The sequence below is a fragment of the Lacisediminihabitans sp. genome (assembly GCF_043726815.1).
Lineage (GTDB): Bacteria > Actinomycetota > Actinomycetes > Actinomycetales > Microbacteriaceae > Lacisediminihabitans.
Window position 1 is genome coordinate 15283 of the sequence record NZ_JAYSJZ010000002.1, and the last position, 19147, is coordinate 34429.

A 19147-nucleotide genomic window follows, 5' to 3' on the forward strand; every position below is an offset into this window, starting at 1 on the left:
CACAACCCGTCCTGCACAACGGGAGTCTGCGGGGCGGACACCCGCAGATCACCAGGACGTCCTGCACAACCCGTGCCAAGGCAAGGGCCATGCCGCGATCGCAGCCCGCCCACCCATCAGCTGGTTAGCCAGCGTCCCTGGTCAGCACAGCCGGCCTTCAGTCGCGGGCCCGCGACCACGGTGTGATGGGGCGCGCCCTGGTGGCGCCGTCCACCACCATGTCGACCCGTTCGTCGAAGAACGCGACATGGCCGCGCACCCGCAGCGCATCGTCGAGCGGGGTGTCGTAGCGCCAGGCGATGTCGCGCTCGAGGCGATCGGGCATCCGCACGGACCAGTAGGACGCCTCGCCCTTGTACGCGCACCAGGAGCGCGTGTCGCTTGGCTCGAGTTCGACGAGCACGTCGTCGGGAGGAAAGTAGAACCGCACCGGCAGCAGCGTCTCGTAGAGCAGCATGGCCCGAGTCGAGTCCGCGAGAATCCGACCGTCGAGGGCGACCTGGACCCGCCGGGACGACCCGCGGATGTCGATCCGGCTGTACGGGTCGTGCGGGTGGCTCACGACCGGGTCGTCGTCTTCGAGCCACCGGTCGATGCCCGCGAAGTCGAGGATGACGAGGCCCGCCAGGTCAGGATCGGCCGGCAGGAAGCCGGCCACGGAGCGGGAACCTCCCGGGGGTGTGATAGTCACCGGGCGTCCCTCCGTGCTGTGGACTGCAAAGGGGATGCGCGGGTCGAGTACCGGTCGTGAGCTGAGGTCGGGCATGGGGAATCCGATGTCGTCCTCCCCCTCGGTGCCCTGCGCCGCATCCCTCACCTCGCCGCCCAGATCCGCCAGCGGCACGGCGTAGGTGGGTACGACCCGTCGGGGTTCCCACACCAGAACAGCGTGATCGGTGTCGACGACGACGGTGTCGCCGACGAGGCCCCGCACGCGCTTCGCCGTCGGCTCGTGGCGAAGTTCGACCAGGGTGCGTCCAAGCACCTCGAGCATCCGAGCGCTCATGGAAACCTCCTTCTCGGCGGCGTGGCCCACGGCCCAGAGCCGGGGACCGAATCCGTCACTCCCGGAATACCCATTGCGACCCGGAAATGTCAATCCCTTGTTTGTGCAGAGAACTGACCTAGCCTTGATTTCGCACGACAGACGAGACGGTTCAGTCCCGGCAACGGGGAGCACGCGCAGCGATGCTCCGAGCAGGGGGTTTGGTGTGAAAGCGACTCGAAGGAGTTGTCCGGTGGCGGACATAGAGGTCCGCCGCATTTCCGAAAACGAGTGGCGGGTCGGCGACGGCCGAGTGCAGGAGCAGTCCCCGGAGAAGATCCTCGGTCTCATTCAGAGACGGGGTTCGGTGTTCGAGGTGATGGCCATGGACGCGCCACGCCGTGACGTGAGCTTCAACAGCTGGGAGGCTGCGGTCAACTACTTCGTCGGTTCGTCCGACGTCCCTCGTCCGTCCGCGCGGGCCCGTTGGGTCTGACCGGCGACGCATAACAACCGGGACGAATTACAGCCCGGCTGGCATAAGTGGCTGCCGGTGTCAATCCCTCGCGGTGATTGTTTGTCATCCAATACGGTTAATGTGACCAATTTGGGGGACAGATGACTCTTCAGGCGTACGACACGGCAAACCCGGCGGTTGCCGCGCCCCGCACCTTTGCACAGGTGTCGAGTGATCCCGTGCGGGACTACCTCCAGGGGATCGGTCGGGCCTCGCTGCTGACCGCGGATCAGGAGGTGGACCTTGCCAGACGGATCGAAGCGGGCGTACTGGCGGGGGAGCGACTCGAGCGGCAGCCGGGACTCTCGCCGAGGCTGAAGCGGGAGCTCGACTGGCTTCGCCGGGACGGCGAGCGCGCCTTCGACTCCTTCGTGTGCGCCAACCTGCGGCTTGTCGTGAGCATCGCCAAGCGCTACGCCGGACGCGGCCTGCCGATGATGGATGTGATCCAGGAGGGCAATCTCGGCCTGGTGCGTGCCGTGGAGAAGTTCGACTACACGATCGGCAACAAGTTCTCCACCTACGCCACCTGGTGGATCCGGCAGTCGATACTGCGCGGAATCGCCGACTCGAGCCGCATCATCCGCATTCCGGTGCACACCGTGGAGAAGATCGAGAAGCTCGACCGGCTGCGCCGCGACCTCGGCGCTGTGCTCGGCCGCACCCCCACGGTGGAGGAGCTCGCCGATTCGGCCCAACTCACCAGTGCGGAAGTGGTGAAGCTCGAGGCCACCGAACACGACATCGTCTCGCTCGGGCTGCCTATCGGCGACGACGGGGCCACTGAGCTCGGCGACCTGATCGAGGACACGGACACCCCGACGCCCTTCGACGCGGTCGAACGGGACCTGCGGTCCAACGACATCCGCCGCCGCCTGGACTCCCTTCCGGCGCGGGACGCGACGGTGCTCCGGCTCAGGTTCGGTCTCGAGGGCCGACCGGCCCTCACCCTGGACGAGGTCGGCGAGATCTACGGCATAACTCGCGAGCGGGTGCGCCAGCTCGAGACTCGCAGCCTCAAGCGCCTGCGCAGCGCTGACCTGCACTCCTACCTCGGCTAGCCGCCGGCCGCTAGAGCGGCTGGGTGGGGTGTTCTACCTTCTCCACGGCCTCGTCGAATGGGATGTCGTCGGCCCTCTTCGGCGGCTCCGCCGATTCGGTGTCGCCAGGGCCGTCGCCGATGTAGGTGGGCTCGTGGTACCTCTTCACGCCCGGGTCGTCGGCGTGATCGTTGGTCTTGTCTGCGTCAACCATGGCCGCGCACCCCTCTCCTCGTCGTGTCCATGGGTTAGAGCTCCTCCGAGGTCCTGCCCAGTGCGCCGACCTCGTCGGTGAGTTGCAGGCCCTGGGCGCTGTTCGACGACAGCGTGAGGGCCTCGAGCCACTCGCGGTTGATCTTGGGCATTCGCCCACCGTTGTAGCGGAAGACGAGCGGAATTGAGGGGTCGAGCCAGATGGTGCTTCGGCCGTCTCCGACGCCCTGCTCGTCACGCCACGAGAAGAAGAAGCTCTCACCGCGACGAAGTTTGAGCCCGATGACCAACTGGAGGTGAGCGAGCACCCGATCATCGAAGATCACCTCGATCGTCGGGCCATACAGAAGCTTTCCCACGATCGTTCTCCTCTATAAATCGAAACCAAAGAGGGTTTTCCTCCTTTTCTGAAACAGAACCCTACTATCCGGGCGGCCACGGGCGAACCCGGTCATTCCACCCGCACCTCGGCCGGAGACTTGTCGGGTCTCCAGCCTCGCCAGGAGGGCTGGCGCAGCCTCCCGATCGACGTCCATTCGGCGAACTCCACCTCGCCCACGAGGGTGGGGGAGACCCAGTGCGCGTCGGACCCGTCCGCCGTCGGAACGTCGTCGAGAGAGGGAGCATCGCGGGCGAGGGGCCGAAGAGTGCGCGCAATGTCATCGAGTTGACGGTCGGTGAACCCCGTGCCCACGCGACCGACGTACCGGAGGGCGTCCCCCTCCGGCACACCCACGAGCAACGATCCGATGCTCGACGCCCGTCGACCGTTGCCGGGCCGCCACCCGCCGATCACGACCTGCTGGGTCTTGTGGTGCTTGATCTTGATCCACGATCGCGACCGTGCCCCCGGTTGGTGTGGTGCGGTCCGTCGCTTCGCGACGACGCCCTCGAGCGCCAGTTCGCGGCTCACCGCCACGGCCGAGTCCACGCTCGCGCCGAGCGAGGGCGGAACCTGAATGCTGCTGGACGGCTCCGGGGCGAGCACGGCCTCGAGGCGCGCCCGGCGTTCGTCGTACGGGGTCGCCAGCAGGCTCCCGCCGTCGACCGCGAGCAGGTCGAACGCCATGTAGTGCACGGGCGCCGAGCGGGCGGAGCGCTCGACGTCGCTCGCCTTCGTGAGGTTCATCCGTGTCTGCAGCAGGCCGAAGTCCGGGCGACCGCGAGAGTCCAGGGCGACGATTTCGCCGTCGATGGTCGCCGTGCCCGCCGAGAGCACAGAGCCGAGTTCGCCGAGTTCCGGGTAGGTCGCGGTGAGGTCCTTGCCGTTGCGGCTGGTCAGCCGCACCGTGCCGTTCTCCACGGTGGCGATGGCGCGGATTCCGTCCCACTTCATCTCGAAGACCCAGTCGTCGTCGTCCCGCACATCGCGCACGCTGCCGAGGGTCGCGAGCATCGGGGCGACGGTGGTGGGGGCGAAGGTGGTGGGCTCGATGGTGGTGGGGGCGGCCGGTGCGGGGTGGGGCGGGGGAACCGTCGAGGGGGGCGCGGCCGACGCGGCCCCGGCATCCTTCATCAGGTGGATGAGCCAGTTCTGCGCCGACTTCTCGTCGCGGCCGGTGTGGATGAGCGCGACCCGTCGGGGGGCGCCGAGTCCGCCGTCTTCGCGCCCGTGCAGGGTGACGATGACCTCCTCGCCGTCCCGCCACTTCTCGAGGTCGTAGCGGCCGGCATCCCAGATCGTGACCGCGCCGGCCCCGTATTCCCCGCGGGGGATGGTGCCCTCGAACTCGCCGTACTCCAGGGGGTGGTCCTCGGTCTGCACGGCGAGGTGGTTGTGCTGCGGGTCGGTGGGCACGCCCTTCGGCAGCGCCCAGCTCACCAGCACGCCATCGTGCTCGAGCCGGAAGTCGAAGTGCAGGCGGCGAGCATGGTGCTCCTGGATCACGAACGACCGGCCGTCCGAGGGCGCCGGAGCGTCGGCGGGCACCGGCTCCGGAGTCTTTCCGGCGTTCCTCATGCCGCGGTAGGTGTCGAGCCGGTCGGGCGCCGCCTCGAATCCCCGCATCCGCGCCGCCGTCGGCTCGAGCGACTCGAGGTGGCCGGAGACGACCCCGGTGAGCGGGTCGCCACGCTTCTTCACCCGCCGCAGCGCCTCCCGGTAGTCGAGCTGCGCGAGGTCCGGCGAGGCGAGTTCCCGCCAGGTGCGGGGAGCCGCGACCATGGGGTGGGCGCGGCCCCGCAGCGAGTAAGGCGTGATGGTGGTCTTCGCGGCGCTGTTCTGGCTCCAGTCGACGAGCACCTTGCCGCCCCGGAGAGCCTTCTTCATGTCGCTCACCACGAGGTCCGGATGATCGGCCTCGAGGGATCGCGCCAGCTCGTGCGCGACCGCGGACACCTGATCGGAGGTCTGGGCGCCGTCGATCGCCGCGTAGAGGTGGATGCCCTTGCTGCCGCTCGTCACCGGCATCGGGTCGAGCCCCATCCCGCCGAGGATCGCCTTGATATACCGGGCCACCTCTGCGCACTCGACGAGACCCACGCCCTCGCCGGGGTCCAGGTCGAGCACGAGCCTGTCGGGGTTGCGCACGGTCCCGGTGCGGCCGAACTGCCACTGCGGAACGTGGATCTCGAGCGCGGCGAGCTGACCGAGCCAGACCAGAGTCGCGCGGTCGTTCACGAGCGGGTAGACGTTGGAGTGGTCGCTGTGCTGGATGGTCCTCCTCTTGACCCAGCTCGGCGCGGAGTCCTCGAGGTTCTTCTGGAAGAAGGACTGGCCGGGATGCTCGGCAGTGCCCACTCCATGCACCCAGCGCTTGCGCGTGGCGGGCCGGTTTGCCGCGTGGGGAACGAGCACGTCCGCGATCTCCGCGTAGTAGGCCAGCACATCGCGCTTGGTGGTTCCGGTGGACGGGTAGAGCACCTTGTCGAGGTTGGTCAGGGTCAGGCGATGGCCGTCGACGGTCACTCTCTCGGAATCGTCGGGTGCCATCGGTCCTCGTTCGCCCAGGGTCAGAGGTCGTTCGAGACCGAATGTACTCGCAAATGTCTTCAGGTCAACACTCGCCCGGTGACGCCGCATGTGGTCGAATTGAGGAATGCGAGCGATCTGGACCGGCGCGATCACCTTCGGGCTCGTCAACGTGCCCGTGAAGGTTTACAGCGCCACCGAGGATCACGACATCTCGCTGCACCAGGTGCACGACGAGGACGGCGGCCGCATCCGCTATCAGAGACGGTGCGAGATCTGCGGCAAGATCGTGAGCTTCGACCACATCGACAAGGCCTACGACGACGGCGAGAAGACGGTGGTGCTCACCAGTGAGGACCTCGCCGCACTTCCGGCGGAGCGCAGCCGGGAGATCGAGGTTGTCGAATTCGTGCCGAGCGACCAGCTCGACCCGATCATGTTCGACCGCAGCTACTTTCTCGAGCCGGACTCCAAGTCGCCCAAGGCCTACGTCCTTCTGCGGCAGACGCTCGAGCAGACCGATCGAACCGCCATCGTGCACTTCGCCCTGCGCCAGAAGACCAGGCTCGGCGCGCTGCGGGTGCACGGCGACGTGCTGATGCTGCAGTCCCTGCTCTGGGACGACGAGGTGCGCCATGCCGAGTTCCCGTCACTCACCGAACAGACCCGGGTCACCGAGAAGGAACTGGAGATGTCGTCGTCGCTCGTCGACAGCTTCGCGTCGGACTTCGACCCGGGCAAGTTCAGTGACGAATACCAGGAGGAGTTGCGCACGCTGATCGAGGCGAAGCTCGCGCACGGCGACGCGATCAGCACAGCCGAGACGTTCGGTGAGCAGGAGGAGCCGGAGCGCGGAGGCGGCGAGGTGCTGGACCTGATGGATGCGCTGCGCAAGAGCATCGAGAAGAACCGCGGTGCGGCGGGCGTGAAGGCCAAGGCGAAGCCGAAGGGCCGGAAGTCGGCGGGCTGAGCGGTATCTGCGTCACGTACCACTGGTGGACGCACAATCAACCCCCTGTTCAGGGCGGATCGACCTTTCTAGGCCTGCGGAGGCGCGGGCGGCACACCGTTCGTGCGAAACCACAGAAAGGCACCATTGCCGTGAACCTCCTTCTCATCATCGTGGCGGTCATCGCCGTCGTCCTGCTCGTGACTGGCGGATTCGTCCAGTCGCTGAACTTCCTGATCTGGGTGGGCATCGTCCTCGCCATCATCGCGGTCATCATCTTCCTCGCACGAATGATCACGGGGCGTCGACGCATCTGAGGACACAGGGCACCTCGCTGAAGGTGCCCGGGGGAATGGGGCGGTGCGGTCGATTGTCGGCCGCGCCGCCCTCTTCAATTAAGCGGGCTCGACGGGGTCCGTCCGATTGGGACCGCCCGATAGAGTCGGTGCTCGTGGGTATCGAGTTCGCCGGCCGGCGTCGAGCGCAGTGAGGAAGACCGGGGTCGTCGCCCTCGTTCTCGCCTCGGTGTTGTGGGGAACCACCGGCACCGCCGCCACGGGGATGCCTCCCTCGGTGGGTCCCGTCGCGGTCGGGGCGGCCACGATGACCATCGGCGGCATCCTCCTCGCCGCGACGTCGTTGCGCGGGGTGATCGCGGTGCTGCGGGAGCCGGGTTCGCGCGGGTGGGTGCTTGCGGGAGCCGTGGGAGTGTTCGTCTATCCGCTCGCCTTCTACTCGTCGATGAACCTGGCCGGCGTCGCCATCGGCAACGTCGTGTCGTTGGGATCCGGTCCGGTCTTCGCGGCGCTGCTGGAGTGGCTGGTCGAGCGTCGCCGACCGACAGGCCTCTGGCTGGCCTGCGCGGCGGCCGCGGTGCTCGGCGTCGCCCTGCTCGCGTTCGCCGGCCGCCCGGTGGCCACTGGCCTTCCCGGCCACGGTTCCGTGACGGCCGGGGTGCTGCTCGGCCTCCTCGCCGGCCTGTCCTACGCGTTCTACACCTACGCCTCGTCCAGGGCGATGCACGGCCGCACGAACAGCCGAGCGGTGGTGGGGGCCATGTTCGGAGTCGGAGCGGTGGCGCTGCTTCCCGTGCTGCTCGCGACGGGAGGCCCGCTCCTGCAGTCGCCGACGACGATCGGGATCACCGCCTACCTCGCGCTGGGGCCGATGTTCCTCGCGTACCTGCTCTTCGGCATCGGCCTGCGCACCATCCGCAGCAGCACGGCGACCACCATCACCCTGATCGAGCCGGTGGTGGCCACGGTGTTGGCCGTGCTGGTCGTGGGGGAGCGGCTCAGCGCGACCGGGTGGGTCGGTCTGGCCGTGATCCTGGGGGCGGTCTACGTTCTCGTTGCGGCCCGGCTCCCGGGGAAGATCGGCTGAACCCGTATTATCTTGGGCATGGGATTTGACGACGACGCGCAAACGAGCGGTGTTGCCGGACCGTCACAACCGCCGCACACCCCCGAGAAGCCGACGTCCATGCAGGATGCGGAGGTCTACGACGACGACGCCCTGGCCGCGGCGATGTCGGAGGAATCGGTGCGCCTGGGGTACTCCGGTCCCATCTCCATCGTCCGGCCGAGCCCTCAGCCGGAGCCTCAGCGGACGGCTGGACCCTCCGACTCGCTGACCGCCGCCCCGGCGCCGTCGGCCCCGGCGGCCCCGTCCACTCCGGCGGCTCCGGCGGCCTTCGCGGCGCCGCAACCGCCCGCGCCGGTGCTGCCGCCGGACGAGGCGCCGACCAGGCAGATCCCGCTCGCCGATCTTCCGGCGCCCACCGGTCCTCCCGTGGCGCTGCCACCCATCCCGCCGCCGGCCGAAACTCCCGCCGCGCCGCCGTCCGTGCTCCCGCCGCCCCCGCACCGCGAGTCCCTGCCCGACGCCGACCTCGTGCGCGGGTTCGACGGCCAGGCCGTGGCCGAGGGCAGCACGGCGAACGCGATGAGGACGCTCGAGGACCAGTTGAGGCTCCGAGCCGATGAGGCGAGCGCCTATCGCGACTGGGAGTCGCGGATGTTGGCCATCGGCACCCCGGAGGCGATCCGCTCCGTCGAGGAGGCGCGTCCGGGATTCACCGGTGTCCTCACCCCTGACGAGGGCTTCCTCGAGTTTCTCCAGGCGGCACGAAGCTCGGAAGAGGAGGCGGTCGCCGCGCCGCCCACCCCCGCACCGTACGACCTGGTCGAACCGTCGTCGGCCGGGTCGACGCCGGCCGAGACGTCCGCTGTGGCCGCTGTGGCCGCCGTGCCCACCTGGTCGTCGATCGTGCCGTCAGCCGCGGACTACCCGCATCCCGCCGACCTACAGTCCGCCGACGTTCCGGTGCTCGATCCTCAACTCGGGCCGCTCAACACGGACTCCCAGCCGGTCTCCGGCCCCCGGTACGACGTGGAACCCGAGGACGACGTCGACGAGACCGACCGGGTTCCCACGGATGCCACCGGCCCGTTCGCGGTGACGGTGGCCGGCGTCGCGACCGCACTGCCCGACGCCACCGCGGCGCCGATCACGCCCCTCGAGACCCCGCGGACATCCCCGGCCGAGACCGTCATCCCCCACGAGGAGCGGCACGCGCCACGGGCCTTCGCCGTCGAGCCGTTCGGGGTCGAGCCCACCGCCGTCGACCAGCGCGTCGGACGGGCGGCCCGACTGTTCTGGCTGTGGTTCTCGGCGAACTCCTCGGTGCTCAGCCTCGCCTTCGGCGGCATCCTCATCTCGCTCGGGGTGAGCCTGCGCCAGGCGATCGTCGCGGCGTTCGTCGGAGTTGCCATCTCCTTTCTGCCGCTCGGTCTCGGCACTCTCGCCGGCAAATGGAGCGGTCAGCCCACCATGATCGCCTCCCGGGCGACATTCGGGCACGTGGGCAACATCGTGCCGGCCGTTCTCGCGGTGATCACGCGTCTGTTCTGGGGGGCGGTGCTGCTCTGGCTACTCGTCGCATCGACGGGCCGCATCCTGGTGGGCGCGGGTCTTGCCGGGCCGTTCAGCGAGCGTCAGGTCTCGCTGCTCGCGATGGCCGTGGGATTCCTCATCGCGCTGGTGGTCGCCTACTTCGGCTACGGACTCTTCGCTCGTATCCAGCTGGGGCTCAGCATCGTCTCGGCCCTGCTCATCGGCGGGCTGGTGGCCCTCACCTGGACCTCGGTGGACATCACCAAGGCCCTCACCATCGGCGACGGCCCGTGGATCCTGGTCGTAACGGGCGTCGTTCTCGTCTTCAGCTTCGTCGGTCTCATCTGGGCGAACAGCAGCGCCGACCTCGCGCGCTACCAGCGACCGGGAACCTCCGGGGCCGCGTCCATGCTTCTGGCGCCGTTCGGCACGACCCTCGCGCCGTTCCTGCTCATCGCCTACGGTGCGGTCCTGGCCGCGTCCAAACCGACCACGGCATCCCGACTCTCCCGGGCACCGATCGACACGATCGTGGCCCTCCTGCCGGCCTGGTATCCGATACCGCTCCTCGCCGCCACGACGCTGAGCCTGCTCTCCGGCGTGATCCTGAGCGTCTATTCCGGCGGTTTCGCGCTGCAGGCGACGGGGCTGAGGGTGCTTCGGCCGTGGGCGACCGTGATCATGGGTGCCCTCCTGTTCGCCGTCGCGATGCTGCTCCGCTACACCGTCGCCGACGTCACTCCACTCTTCCGCGACCTCGCCACGACGCTCGCCGTGCCCGTCGCGGCCTGGGCGGGCATTTTCGCGGCGGAGATGTTGATTCGCCGCCGGCGGTTCGACACCGGATCGCTTGTCGCCCGCGGCGGGGTGTACCCCGCGGTCAACTGGGTGAACCTGTCGATGCTCGTTGTCGCGACAGCCATCGGGCTGGGTTTCACCAGCGCGACGGTCGGCTGGCTCGGCTGGGAGGGCTACCTGTTCGCGGCCACCGGCGTTCCGTTGACGAGTGACCTGGGCGGCACGGACATCGGTGTGCTGGTTGCCCTCGCTCTCGGCGTGCTCACCCCGCTCGTCGCGGGCGTTCCCAGGGTGCGGCGCCAGGAGCGCGCGCGAGCCTGATCGCACCGCCGCGGCAATCGGCCGCGGTCGCTCTGAAAGTAGAATGGCCTCATGCCTCACACCGTCGTCGACGTCAACGCGGTCGTCGAGCGACTGTGGCCCATGAGCGGTGCCGAGGCGTGGGACGCCCCCGGTGTGCTCTCGGGCGATCCGGCCGCCTCGGTCTCGACCATTCATCTCGCCGTCGACGCCGTGCTCGATGTGGCGGATGAGGCGGTCGCCGCCGGCGCCGACCTTTTGCTCGTGCACCACCCGCTGCTGCTGCGCGGGGTGACCTCCATCGCCGAGGATCGCTACAAGGGGGCCGTGCTCGCGCGGCTCATCCGAGCGAACTGCGCCCTGATCGCCGCCCACACCAACGCCGACGTGGTCGAGACCGGAACCTCGGCCGTGCTCGCCGCCGCGCTCGGACTCGTCGACGCGCGACCGATCACGAGCGGCGAGACGCCCACCCGCGGAATCGGCCGGGTGGGAAATCTGGCGGAGCCGACGACGGTCGGGCGGCTCGCGCGCCTGCTGGCCGAGATCCTCCCCGCCACGGCCTCGGGCATCCGGGTCTCCGGGGAGTACGACCGCCCGGTGAGCACGGTGGCGCTCTGCGGGGGAGCGGGCGACTCGCTGCTCTCCGAGCCGGCGGTGCGCGCGGCCGACGTCTACATCACCTCCGACCTGCGGCATCATCCGGCATCCGAATCGCGGGAGAACTCCCGCGTAAGCGGCGGGCCGGCCCTCATCGACGTGTCGCACTGGGCGAGCGAGTGGCTGTGGCTCGACACCGCGGCCGCGGAGCTGCGTGACGCACTGCCGGGAGTCGACGTGAGCGTGAGCGACATCCGCACCGACCCGTGGGATTTTACGATTGTCCAATAACCAGCAAGCGAGGGCCACATGCCACTGAAAGCCAGCCCGAACGACCAGGCGCACCTCCTGGGCCTGCAGGCGATCGACACGCGCCTGCAGCAGCTCGACCACCGGGCCAAGACACTGCCCGAGATCGCCGCCCTCGCCGGGCTGTCGAGCGACGCCGACGCGCTTCGTCGTGAACTCGCGAGCTCGAACGGCGCCCTCGAGGACGCGCGCCGGGAACTCGGCCGCATCGAGTCGGATGTCGCCGTCGTCGAGGCGCGGATCAAGCGGGACACGGAGCGGCTTCAGGGCTCGTCGTCGGTGAAGGATGTCGCGGGCTTCGAGAGCGAATTGGCCGGTCTCCGACGCCGGCAGCTCGACCTCGAGGAGATCGAGCTCGGCGTCATGGAGCGCGTGGAGGGCCTCGAGGCGGCGGCGGCGGAACTCACCGCACGACACGACGAACTCGCGGCGAGGATCGCGGCGGCGGCCGGCGAGAAGGATGCCGTGCTGGAGGCTCTCACGAGCGAGCGCGCCCACGCGGCCGCCAACCGAGCGACCATCGCCGGCACCCTGCCGGAGGACCTTCTCGCCCTCTATGAGCGCCAGCGGGCCCGCTATGGGTTCGGGGCGTCGTTGCTGCGGGGCGGAGTGTCGAGCGCGAGCGGCGTGAAGCTCAACGAGAACGACATGGCCGCGATCCGGTCCGCCGATCCCGACGAGGTTCTGCTCTGCCCGGACAGCAGCGCGATCCTGGTGCGCACCGCCGAGTCGGGGCTCTAGGCGAGAAGCGGGCTCTCCCGCGGCGTGGCGAGCGCGCCGCGGAAGCCGGGGGTTGCCCGCAGGTTGCCGGCGCGGTCCACCGTGAGAGCATCGATGGACCAGCGTGCGGTGAACTCGTCGAGGCTCGTGCCGCCCCCGGAGACGATCGCCGTGGCGAGCACGTCGGCCGTGATTATGCTGCTCGCGACGACGGTGGCCTGTACGAATTCGGTAGGTTCGAGGCTCCCCTTGCGCCAGATGTGGTCGCCGCGTTCGGCGCTGCCCGAGGTGGCGATCGCCCGTCGGTCCCCGGCCAGGGTCACCGAGCACAGCAGGGCGAGCCGATCGGCCGGGTCGGCAATGCCGAGTGTCCACGGCACGCCGGGCGATTGCGACCCGCGGCAGAGGATGTCGCCGCCGGCGTTGATGCTCCAGTCAGTCAACCCGGCGTCGTCCAGTTCGGATCCCGCCCGCTCGATCGTCTGCGCCTTGACGATGCCGTTCAGATCGATGATGCCGTCCGGGCGGTGCGGGGTGAAGGCCCCTCCGGTCTCATTGCGCCAGAGCAGCGCCTCGGCGTAGGTTCTCCTCAGTTCGGCGCTCGACGCCATGAGGGCCAGCGATTCGGACGCGATCCTGCTCAGTTCGGAGTCTGCGCGATAGAGGCTGAATCGATGGTCCGCCTCCGCGAAGATTCCCTCGACCCTCTCCAGGGCAGCACCAGCCGAGTCGACGCCCGGCAGGTCGACGGAGACCGCCGTGCCCATGGTGAAGAAGACGTGACGCATCGAAACCTCAGAATCCGGCCTGGTCGAGGGCCGACTGAACCGAGCTCAGGTAGCCATCGGTAGTGTAGGTCGCTCCGCTCACGTTGGACACCTTGGCGGACTGCCCCTTGATCACTTCCGACCTCAGGATGGGGGCGGCGTAGTTGCTGATCTGGACGGAACGACCACCGGAGTCGGTGAGCTGGAGGGCCACCACGTCGGTGATCTTGCCGCCCGCGACGACGACCTTGACCTGAACGTTGCCGAATGGCGTGTTCTCGCTCGTGCCGGTGTATGAGCCGTCCTTCGGTCCGGCGGCCGCGGTCGTGGTTCCCGTCGAGGCTCCGGCAGTCGGTGTGGCGGCCGGGGCCGCGCCGGTCGAGGTGCCCGTCGTGCTCGTGCCATGCCCGGCGGAGGTCGCCGTGTTGATGGCCGCGGCTCCAAACTGCCAGCCGATCACCAGGACGCTTACCGAGGCGAAGATTCCGGTCAATGTAGCTCGTGTTCTCACCAGTCGAACCTTTCCGTGTGAAGTTGGTGTTGCGGCAGTCCGCTCGCTCGGGCCTCGGCCTCGACGAGGTCGAGCCAGGCCGTGGGGCCGCAGATGTAGAGGTCGGATTTCGCGAGATCGGGGAACACGCTGCGCAGGCTCACGCCGCGTTGCGCGTCAGCCGCGGGCATCCAGGTGCGTCCGGTGCGCGCGCGGCGTCCGATCATCGTGTAGACGGTGGCGCCCTTCTTCTTGGCGAGGGAGATGATCTCGTTCCAGAGGTAGGTCTCCTGCTCGTCGGATGCCCGAAGCAGGATGGTGGCCTCTCCCGGTGCCAGGGGGGACTGTTCGAGCAGTGCCCGCACCGGCGTGATGCCGATGCCGGCGACGACGATCGCCAGGCGAGGTGCGGAGCGGGCCCGATCGGTGAACAGGCCGTACGGACCCTCGAGAGACACGCGGGTCCCTGGCGGGATCTGGCTGATGCTGCCGGACCCCTCGCCGAGATCCCGCACCGTGATGCGAGCGGCCCTGTCGGTCGGCATCGCCGAGAGGGAGATCGGGTGCGAGTGCCACCAGGTCCGGCCCGTCCAGAATCGCCAGATGAAGAATTGCCCGCCCGAAGAACCGAGCTCCCGCAGGTCGTGACCGGTCATGTGGATGGAGACGACGCCGGGAGCGACGGTCTCCACCTTCTGCACCCGGATGCGATGCCGGAGGCTCGACACCACGGGCTCGACGAACCGATAGGTGATGATCGCGCCGAGGGCGAGAACGTAGAGCGAGATCCAGTAGGCACGCTCCAGGCTGCCCTGGGCGAGGATTCCGCCCACGCTCAACTGGTGCGGGACCGCCGCGATCACCGCGGCATAGCTGAGCAGATGCACGAGGTGCCAGCCCTCGTAGCTGAACCGCTTGCGCACCGCCACGAAGGAGGTCACGACCACCACGATCAGCAGGCCGAGGCCCACGAAGGCGAGCGGCATGTCCGGGATGGCGAGCAGGCTGAACACCTCGGCGACGGGGTTGATCCCCTCGGTCATCCCGTAGCCGATCAGGAGCAGGGCGGCGTGGGCGAGCAGCAGGTACAGCGCGGGCTTGCCGAGCGATCGGTGCACGGCCATGGCCCGGTCGTGCCCGATGGTGCTGTCGATGATCGGCACCCGGGCCGCCAGCACGAGCATCACCAGGACGAAGTCGGTGCCGACGAGGCCGGCGACGATGCCCAGGGAGGTGACCGCGCCGGCGATGGTGGCGAACCTGGACATGCCGCCGGTGGCGAGGAAGAGGGCGATCGCGACCGCGCCGGACGACCAGAGGGCGGCGACGAGGAGGTCGGCTGCGCGCGCACGGCGGCGGTATTGGCGGCGGCGGTCCGGGCGCGGTGCTCCGGCGCGGCGAGGCATCGGCTGGGCCGACTGCCGGGTCTGCGTCTGGGAGGGCATGGCATCCTGACTGAATCGCGGCCGCCGGATTTCGGCGACAAGTTCAGCATTGGCTCAGAAGCTATGCAGGCACCGTGAAGCGGGCATGGGTGCCGTGAGAGTTCTCACATCTGGGGTAACCGCACCGTCACGACGAGCCCCGGGCCGCCGTTGTGCAGGGAAACGCTGCCGCCGGACGAGTCGACGATGGCTCCGACAAGCGCGAGCCCCAGCCCGCTTCCCCCGGTGCTGGAGGTGCGGGAGTCATCGGGTCGGGAGAAGCGGTCGAAGGCGTGCGGGAGGAAACTCTCCCGCATTCCGGGCCCGTCGTCCCGAATCTCCAGCACGAGGGCGCCCGCCTCCGTGGTGAGCGACGCCGTGACCACGCCCTCCTCATGCACCGCCGCGATCGCGTTGGAGAGCAGGTTGTCGACGACGCGGCCGAAGCTGTGCTGGCCGAGGGCGAACGCGGCATCCTCCCCGGTCACGTTCACCGCGAACGCCACCTCGACGTCCTTGGCGATCGCGAGCATGCGGGCGCGGTCGACGCTCCCCATCAGTTCGGTGACCAGTTCTTCGGTGCTGCTCGGCGTCGTGGGGGTGCCGGCGGCCTCGAGCTTCGACAGCTCCAGCATGTTGGTCGCCAGGGCGGAGAGTCGCTCCACCGAGACCTCGGCGGCGACGAGTTGGCGGGCCAGGGCCTCGGCGTCGCCGAAGTCGTCGTGGGCGAGTTCGAGCTGGGTCTTGAGAACGGACAGCGGGGTGCGCAGCTCGTGGGCGGCATCCGAGACCATCTGCTTTTCGCGTTCTGTGGACTGGCGGATGCGGTCGAGAAGCGCGTTGAGCGTCGAGGCCAGCTCAGCGATCTCGTCGCGGGCCGGACCCACCGGCAGGCCGCCCTCGCTCGGGTCGGCGCCCAGGAGCTCGGCCTTCCGGCGCATCCGTTCGACCGGTCGGAGCGCGGCGGAGGCGAGCACCCACGATGCGACACCGAATCCCGCGAGAAGCACCAGCGCGCCGATGATGAGGGTGGAGTCGAGTCCCTGCAGGGCGAGCGCGCTCGAGGCGGTGCTGCGCGCGGCCCAGAGCGACCAGGTGCCCGCGCTGGTGTGGAGGGCGCGGCCCACGACCACGAAGTCCGTTCCCTCCACATCCTGGGTCAGCTGCTCATCGGCACCCTCGCGATGCTCGAGGTGCTCGCGGACGATGTGGGGCATCGTGTCTACCTGCACCGTGCCGTCCGGCGCGCGAACGAACAGCAGCACCCCGGTTCCCGGATCATCGAGGGTATTCGCCGGGTTCGCGACGATCTCGTCGGCGAACGAGTTGAGATCACCGCGAGCGAGAGTGGAGTCGGCGGTGGTGAGAATCGTCGCGACCTGCACACGCACGGCGACGAGGGCGATGGAGAAGATCACGGCCGCGACCAGGATGCTGCCGAGGGTGATCCGTGCCCGGATCGACAGCCGAGAGAGCACGCTCACCCCTCGTCGTCGACGTGCAGGGTGTAGCCGACCCCGCGCACGGTGGTGATGCTGAAGCCGGCGTCCACCGGCTCGAGCTTGCGGCGCAGGTAGCGAACGTACTGGTCGACGATCGTCGGATCGATGTGCTTGGTCGTGCCCCACACCTCGCTGAGGATCTCGGTGCGGGACAGCGTCGCGTCCTTGCGGGTGGCGAGGAGTCTCAGCAGGGTGAACTCCTTGGTGCTGAGCGGAAAGGCGGCGCCGCCGATCGTCGCGCGCACGGTCTCGGCGTCGAGCGACACCCTGCCGACCCGCACGACGGGCTTCGAGGCGGAGGCCTCGCGGCGCACCAGCGCGCGGATCCTGGCGCTGAACTCGACGAAGGCGAACGGCTTGGTGAGGTAGTCGTCGGCCCCGGAATCGAGCCCGAACACGCGGTCCTCCACGGCATCGCGAGCGGTGAGCAGCAGGATCGGCAGGGTATTGCCGTGGTTGCGCAGGTGACGGCAGATCTCGAATCCGGTCATCTCGGGCAGCATCACGTCGATGGCCGCCGCGCCGAACTCCTCGTTCGCCGCGGCGATGAGGGCGTCGATGCCGTTGCCCACGAGCGTCACGTCGTAGCCTTCGTCGCGCAGTCCACGCTCCACGAGCGCGCCCATGGCCGCGTCGTCTTCCACGACCAGGATTCTCGTCACCATCCACACCCTACCGGCGCGAGTCTGGAGGTGCCGTAGGCTGTCCTATCGAATGGGTCGGCAAGACGGTCGCGTCGCATTCCGGGCCCGAGAGGGTGCGGGAAGCGCCGAGGAACGTCCGGGCTCCGCAGAGCAGGGCGGTGGGTAACACCCACCCGGGGTAACCCGCGAGAAAGTGCAACAGAAAGCAGACCGCCACGGACTTCGGTTCGGGGTAAGGGTGAAACGGTGGTGTAAGAGACCACCAGCGGCCCGCGTGATCGGGTCGGCTAGGTAAACCTCGCCAGGAGCAAGGTCAGACAGGAAGCGTTACGGGCTGCTCGCCTAGCTTCCGGGTAGACCGCTAGAGGTGTGCGGCAACGTACATCGTAGATAGATGGCCGTCGATGGTGTCGTTCCCGCAAGGGGGCGCACCGGGACAGAACCCGGCGTACTAGCCGGCCCATTCACCAATCTCGGCTGCGGCGGCGCGCGCCTTCTTCTGGCGTTGGGTCCATCGGCGGCTTTCGGTCCATCCTGGCCAGTGCTCACCTCGGTCCCCGCTCGTGCGGCGGGGTACGCGCCGCGCGGTGGGATGTCCCCTCCTCCACAGCCTGCCCTTTGCCGGAGCCTTCCACAGGAAGTGCTGGTCAGAGGCTTTATTGTCGGTCCGAATGTCGGTGGTGGCTGGCAGGCTTGGGGCATGGAAAACGGTACAGCGGCCCGGTCGGACGGCACCGACGACGGCAGTCACGATGCTTCGTTGCTCGACGACCCGTCGCTGCTTGCCGCCCTGGAGCGCGGGTTCGAGCTGCGGCGCGCGGCGGATGCCGGGCTGGTGGGACTGGCTGGGGAGGTGATGCGGCGGTCGAGGTCGAGTCTCGGGCCGGAGGGGCTGGCGTCCCGGTTCGGTGCCACCAGTGCCGCCGCCCTGCTGGCCGAGATCGGGCGGATCACCCTGGCCGAAAGCCATCGGCTCTGCCAGGTTGCGGAGGCAACCGCCGACCGGGTCGCCCTCGGCGGGGAGCGTATGCCGCCGGTGTTCCCGCTCGTGGCGGACGCGGTGCGGGCGGCGGGAATCCCGGTGGATTCCGCGAGCCTCATCGTGATGGCCCTCAGCCAGGCGTCACCGCGGGCCGAGGCGGAGAATATCGCGGCGGCCGAGGCCGCGTTGGTGGCGTTCGCGGGCGAGTATCCCGCGGATCTGGTGCGGCGGCTCGCTGCCCGGTGGCGGGATGCCCTCGATGTCGACGGGATCGAACCGCGCGAGGCGCAACTGGTCGCCGGCCGGTCGCTGCGACGCAGCATTCTCGCGAACGGGTTGAAACGGTACCGGCTGGACCTCGACCCGCTGTCCAGCGCCTACCTCGACGCCGCGATCGACGTCCAGGTCGGCGCCGCGCTGCACGCCCCCCGCTTCACCACCGACACCTCCGCCTCCGCCGGTGCCTCTCCGTCCGCTGAGGACCCGGTGCCGGACACCCGCACCCTGGCCCAGATGGCCGCCGACGCCGTGGTCGACATCGCCCGGCACGCGATCGGCTGCACCAACACCACCGTCCCGGTGCCGGCGACCACGATCGTGGTGGGGATGACGCTGGAGTCCCTGCTGACCGGGCTCGGTGCGGCGCAGCTCGACGGCGCCGAGCAACCGATCTCCGCCGGCACCGCCCGACGCCTGGCCGCCGACGCCGGAATCATCCCCGAAGTCCTCGGCGGCGCCAGCGAGGTCCTCGACCTCGGCGCCACCCGACGCCTGTTCAGCCGCCCCCAACGACTCGCCCTCGCCGAACGCGACGGCGGCTGCGCCATCACCGGCTGCCTGAAACCGCCCAGCCACACCGAAGCCCACCACATCCGCTGGTGGTCAAAGCACCCAGAAACAAACCTCGCCAACGGCATCCTGCTCTGCACCGCCCACCACCACACCATCCACCGCGACGGCTGGGACATCCACGTCACCGACAACGTCCCCTGGTTCACCCCACCCGCCACCATCGACCCCCACCGGCGACCACGACGCGGCGGAAAACCACCCCTCCCCACCCTCCCGACACGACAGGAGACACCCACCATGCGGCAATGA

18 protein-coding genes and 1 other RNA gene are annotated in these 19147 nt (G+C 69.0%); 10 read left to right on the forward strand and 9 right to left on the reverse strand.

Translation table 11 applies throughout. The features are described 5' to 3' along the window. Positions 1-157: 157 nt before the first annotated feature. Positions 158-1006, reverse strand: a complete 849-nt coding sequence (locus ACHZD8_RS00425) for a DUF427 domain-containing protein (RefSeq protein WP_394768104.1) — start codon at positions 1004-1006, stop codon at positions 158-160. A 232-nt stretch (positions 1007-1238) separates the two neighbouring features. On the opposite strand from ACHZD8_RS00425, the gene ACHZD8_RS00430 reads away from it, so the two are divergent. Both ACHZD8_RS00430 and ACHZD8_RS00435 read left to right on the forward strand, forming a co-directional pair. After that, the gene (locus ACHZD8_RS00430) at positions 1239-1481 is read left to right on the forward strand and encodes a hypothetical protein (RefSeq protein WP_394768105.1); all 243 of its coding nucleotides are present in this window, start codon (positions 1239-1241) and stop codon (positions 1479-1481) included. A gap of 122 nt (positions 1482-1603) precedes the next feature. Then, positions 1604-2563: a sigma-70 family RNA polymerase sigma factor gene (locus ACHZD8_RS00435; protein ID WP_394768106.1), complete on the forward strand. Its 960-nt coding sequence runs from the start codon at positions 1604-1606 to the stop codon at positions 2561-2563. Between the two features lie 10 nt (positions 2564-2573). On the opposite strand, the gene ACHZD8_RS00440 is transcribed toward ACHZD8_RS00435, so the two are convergent. From ACHZD8_RS00440 to ACHZD8_RS00450, 3 genes are all read right to left on the reverse strand, one after another. Then, complete coding sequence (locus ACHZD8_RS00440) at positions 2574-2756, reverse strand: hypothetical protein (protein ID WP_394768107.1); 183 nt, start codon at positions 2754-2756, stop codon at positions 2574-2576. Positions 2757-2790: 34 nt separating this feature from the next. Further along, positions 2791-3114 carry an ATP-dependent DNA ligase gene (locus ACHZD8_RS00445; RefSeq protein WP_394768108.1) on the reverse strand — a complete coding sequence of 108 codons (324 nt, stop codon included), beginning with the start codon at positions 3112-3114 and terminating at the stop codon, positions 2791-2793. Between the two features lie 92 nt (positions 3115-3206). Continuing rightward, complete coding sequence (locus ACHZD8_RS00450; RefSeq protein ID WP_394768109.1) at positions 3207-5687, reverse strand: ATP-dependent DNA ligase; 2481 nt, start codon at positions 5685-5687, stop codon at positions 3207-3209. Between the two features lie 106 nt (positions 5688-5793). Here ACHZD8_RS00450 and ACHZD8_RS00455 point away from each other — a divergent pair, with 106 nt between their 5' ends. The 6 genes from ACHZD8_RS00455 (at position 5794) to ACHZD8_RS00480 (ending at position 12258) form a co-directional block, all read left to right on the forward strand. Next, a complete protein-coding gene (locus ACHZD8_RS00455; protein WP_394768110.1) occupies positions 5794-6636 on the forward strand; it encodes a Ku protein in 843 nt (280 codons plus the stop codon). A gap of 131 nt (positions 6637-6767) precedes the next feature. Further along, positions 6768-6932, forward strand: a complete 165-nt coding sequence (locus tag ACHZD8_RS00460) for a hypothetical protein (protein ID WP_394768111.1) — start codon at positions 6768-6770, stop codon at positions 6930-6932. Positions 6933-7101: 169 nt separating this feature from the next. Then, positions 7102-7998 carry a DMT family transporter gene (locus ACHZD8_RS00465; protein ID WP_394768112.1) on the forward strand — a complete coding sequence of 299 codons (897 nt, stop codon included), beginning with the start codon at positions 7102-7104 and terminating at the stop codon, positions 7996-7998. Positions 7999-8016: 18 nt separating this feature from the next. Beyond that, positions 8017-10629, forward strand: coding sequence for a purine-cytosine permease family protein (locus ACHZD8_RS00470; protein ID WP_394768113.1), 2613 nt, complete (start codon positions 8017-8019; stop codon positions 10627-10629). A 51-nt stretch (positions 10630-10680) separates the two neighbouring features. Next, entirely contained in the window at positions 10681-11499 is an 819-nt protein-coding gene (locus ACHZD8_RS00475) for a Nif3-like dinuclear metal center hexameric protein (RefSeq protein ID WP_394768114.1), read from the forward strand. An 18-nt stretch (positions 11500-11517) separates the two neighbouring features. Continuing rightward, positions 11518-12258: a zinc ribbon domain-containing protein gene (locus ACHZD8_RS00480; RefSeq protein WP_394768115.1), complete on the forward strand. Its 741-nt coding sequence runs from the start codon at positions 11518-11520 to the stop codon at positions 12256-12258. On the opposite strand, the gene ACHZD8_RS00485 is transcribed toward ACHZD8_RS00480, so the two are convergent. The 5 genes from ACHZD8_RS00485 to ACHZD8_RS00505 all read right to left on the reverse strand — a co-directional run bounded on the left by ACHZD8_RS00485 (position 12255) and on the right by ACHZD8_RS00505 (position 17085). Then, positions 12255-13025 (reverse strand): FAD:protein FMN transferase, encoded by a 771-nt coding sequence (locus tag ACHZD8_RS00485; protein ID WP_394768117.1) that lies wholly within the window; start codon positions 13023-13025, stop codon positions 12255-12257. The genes ACHZD8_RS00480 and ACHZD8_RS00485 overlap by 4 nt on opposite strands. 7 nt (positions 13026-13032) lie before the next feature. After that, a complete protein-coding gene (locus ACHZD8_RS00490; RefSeq protein WP_394768119.1) occupies positions 13033-13515 on the reverse strand; it encodes an FMN-binding protein in 483 nt (160 codons plus the stop codon). Further along, positions 13512-14939, reverse strand: a complete 1428-nt coding sequence (locus tag ACHZD8_RS00495; RefSeq protein ID WP_394768121.1) for a ferric reductase-like transmembrane domain-containing protein — start codon at positions 14937-14939, stop codon at positions 13512-13514. The genes ACHZD8_RS00490 and ACHZD8_RS00495 overlap by 4 nt, the downstream gene beginning before the upstream one ends. 104 nt (positions 14940-15043) lie before the next feature. Continuing rightward, complete coding sequence (locus ACHZD8_RS00500) at positions 15044-16402, reverse strand: ATP-binding protein (RefSeq protein WP_394768123.1); 1359 nt, start codon at positions 16400-16402, stop codon at positions 15044-15046. Next, complete coding sequence (locus ACHZD8_RS00505) at positions 16399-17085, reverse strand: response regulator transcription factor (protein WP_394768125.1); 687 nt, start codon at positions 17083-17085, stop codon at positions 16399-16401. The genes ACHZD8_RS00500 and ACHZD8_RS00505 overlap by 4 nt, the downstream gene beginning before the upstream one ends. Positions 17086-17135: 50 nt before the next feature. Here ACHZD8_RS00505 and rnpB point away from each other — a divergent pair. Together rnpB and ACHZD8_RS00515 are read left to right on the forward strand one after the other, a co-directional pair. Continuing rightward, an RNA gene (gene rnpB / locus ACHZD8_RS00510) (RNase P RNA component class A) lies at positions 17136-17531 on the forward strand. A gap of 233 nt (positions 17532-17764) precedes the next feature. Beyond that, positions 17765-19147 (forward strand): DUF222 domain-containing protein, encoded by a 1383-nt coding sequence (locus tag ACHZD8_RS00515; protein WP_394768126.1) that lies wholly within the window; start codon positions 17765-17767, stop codon positions 19145-19147.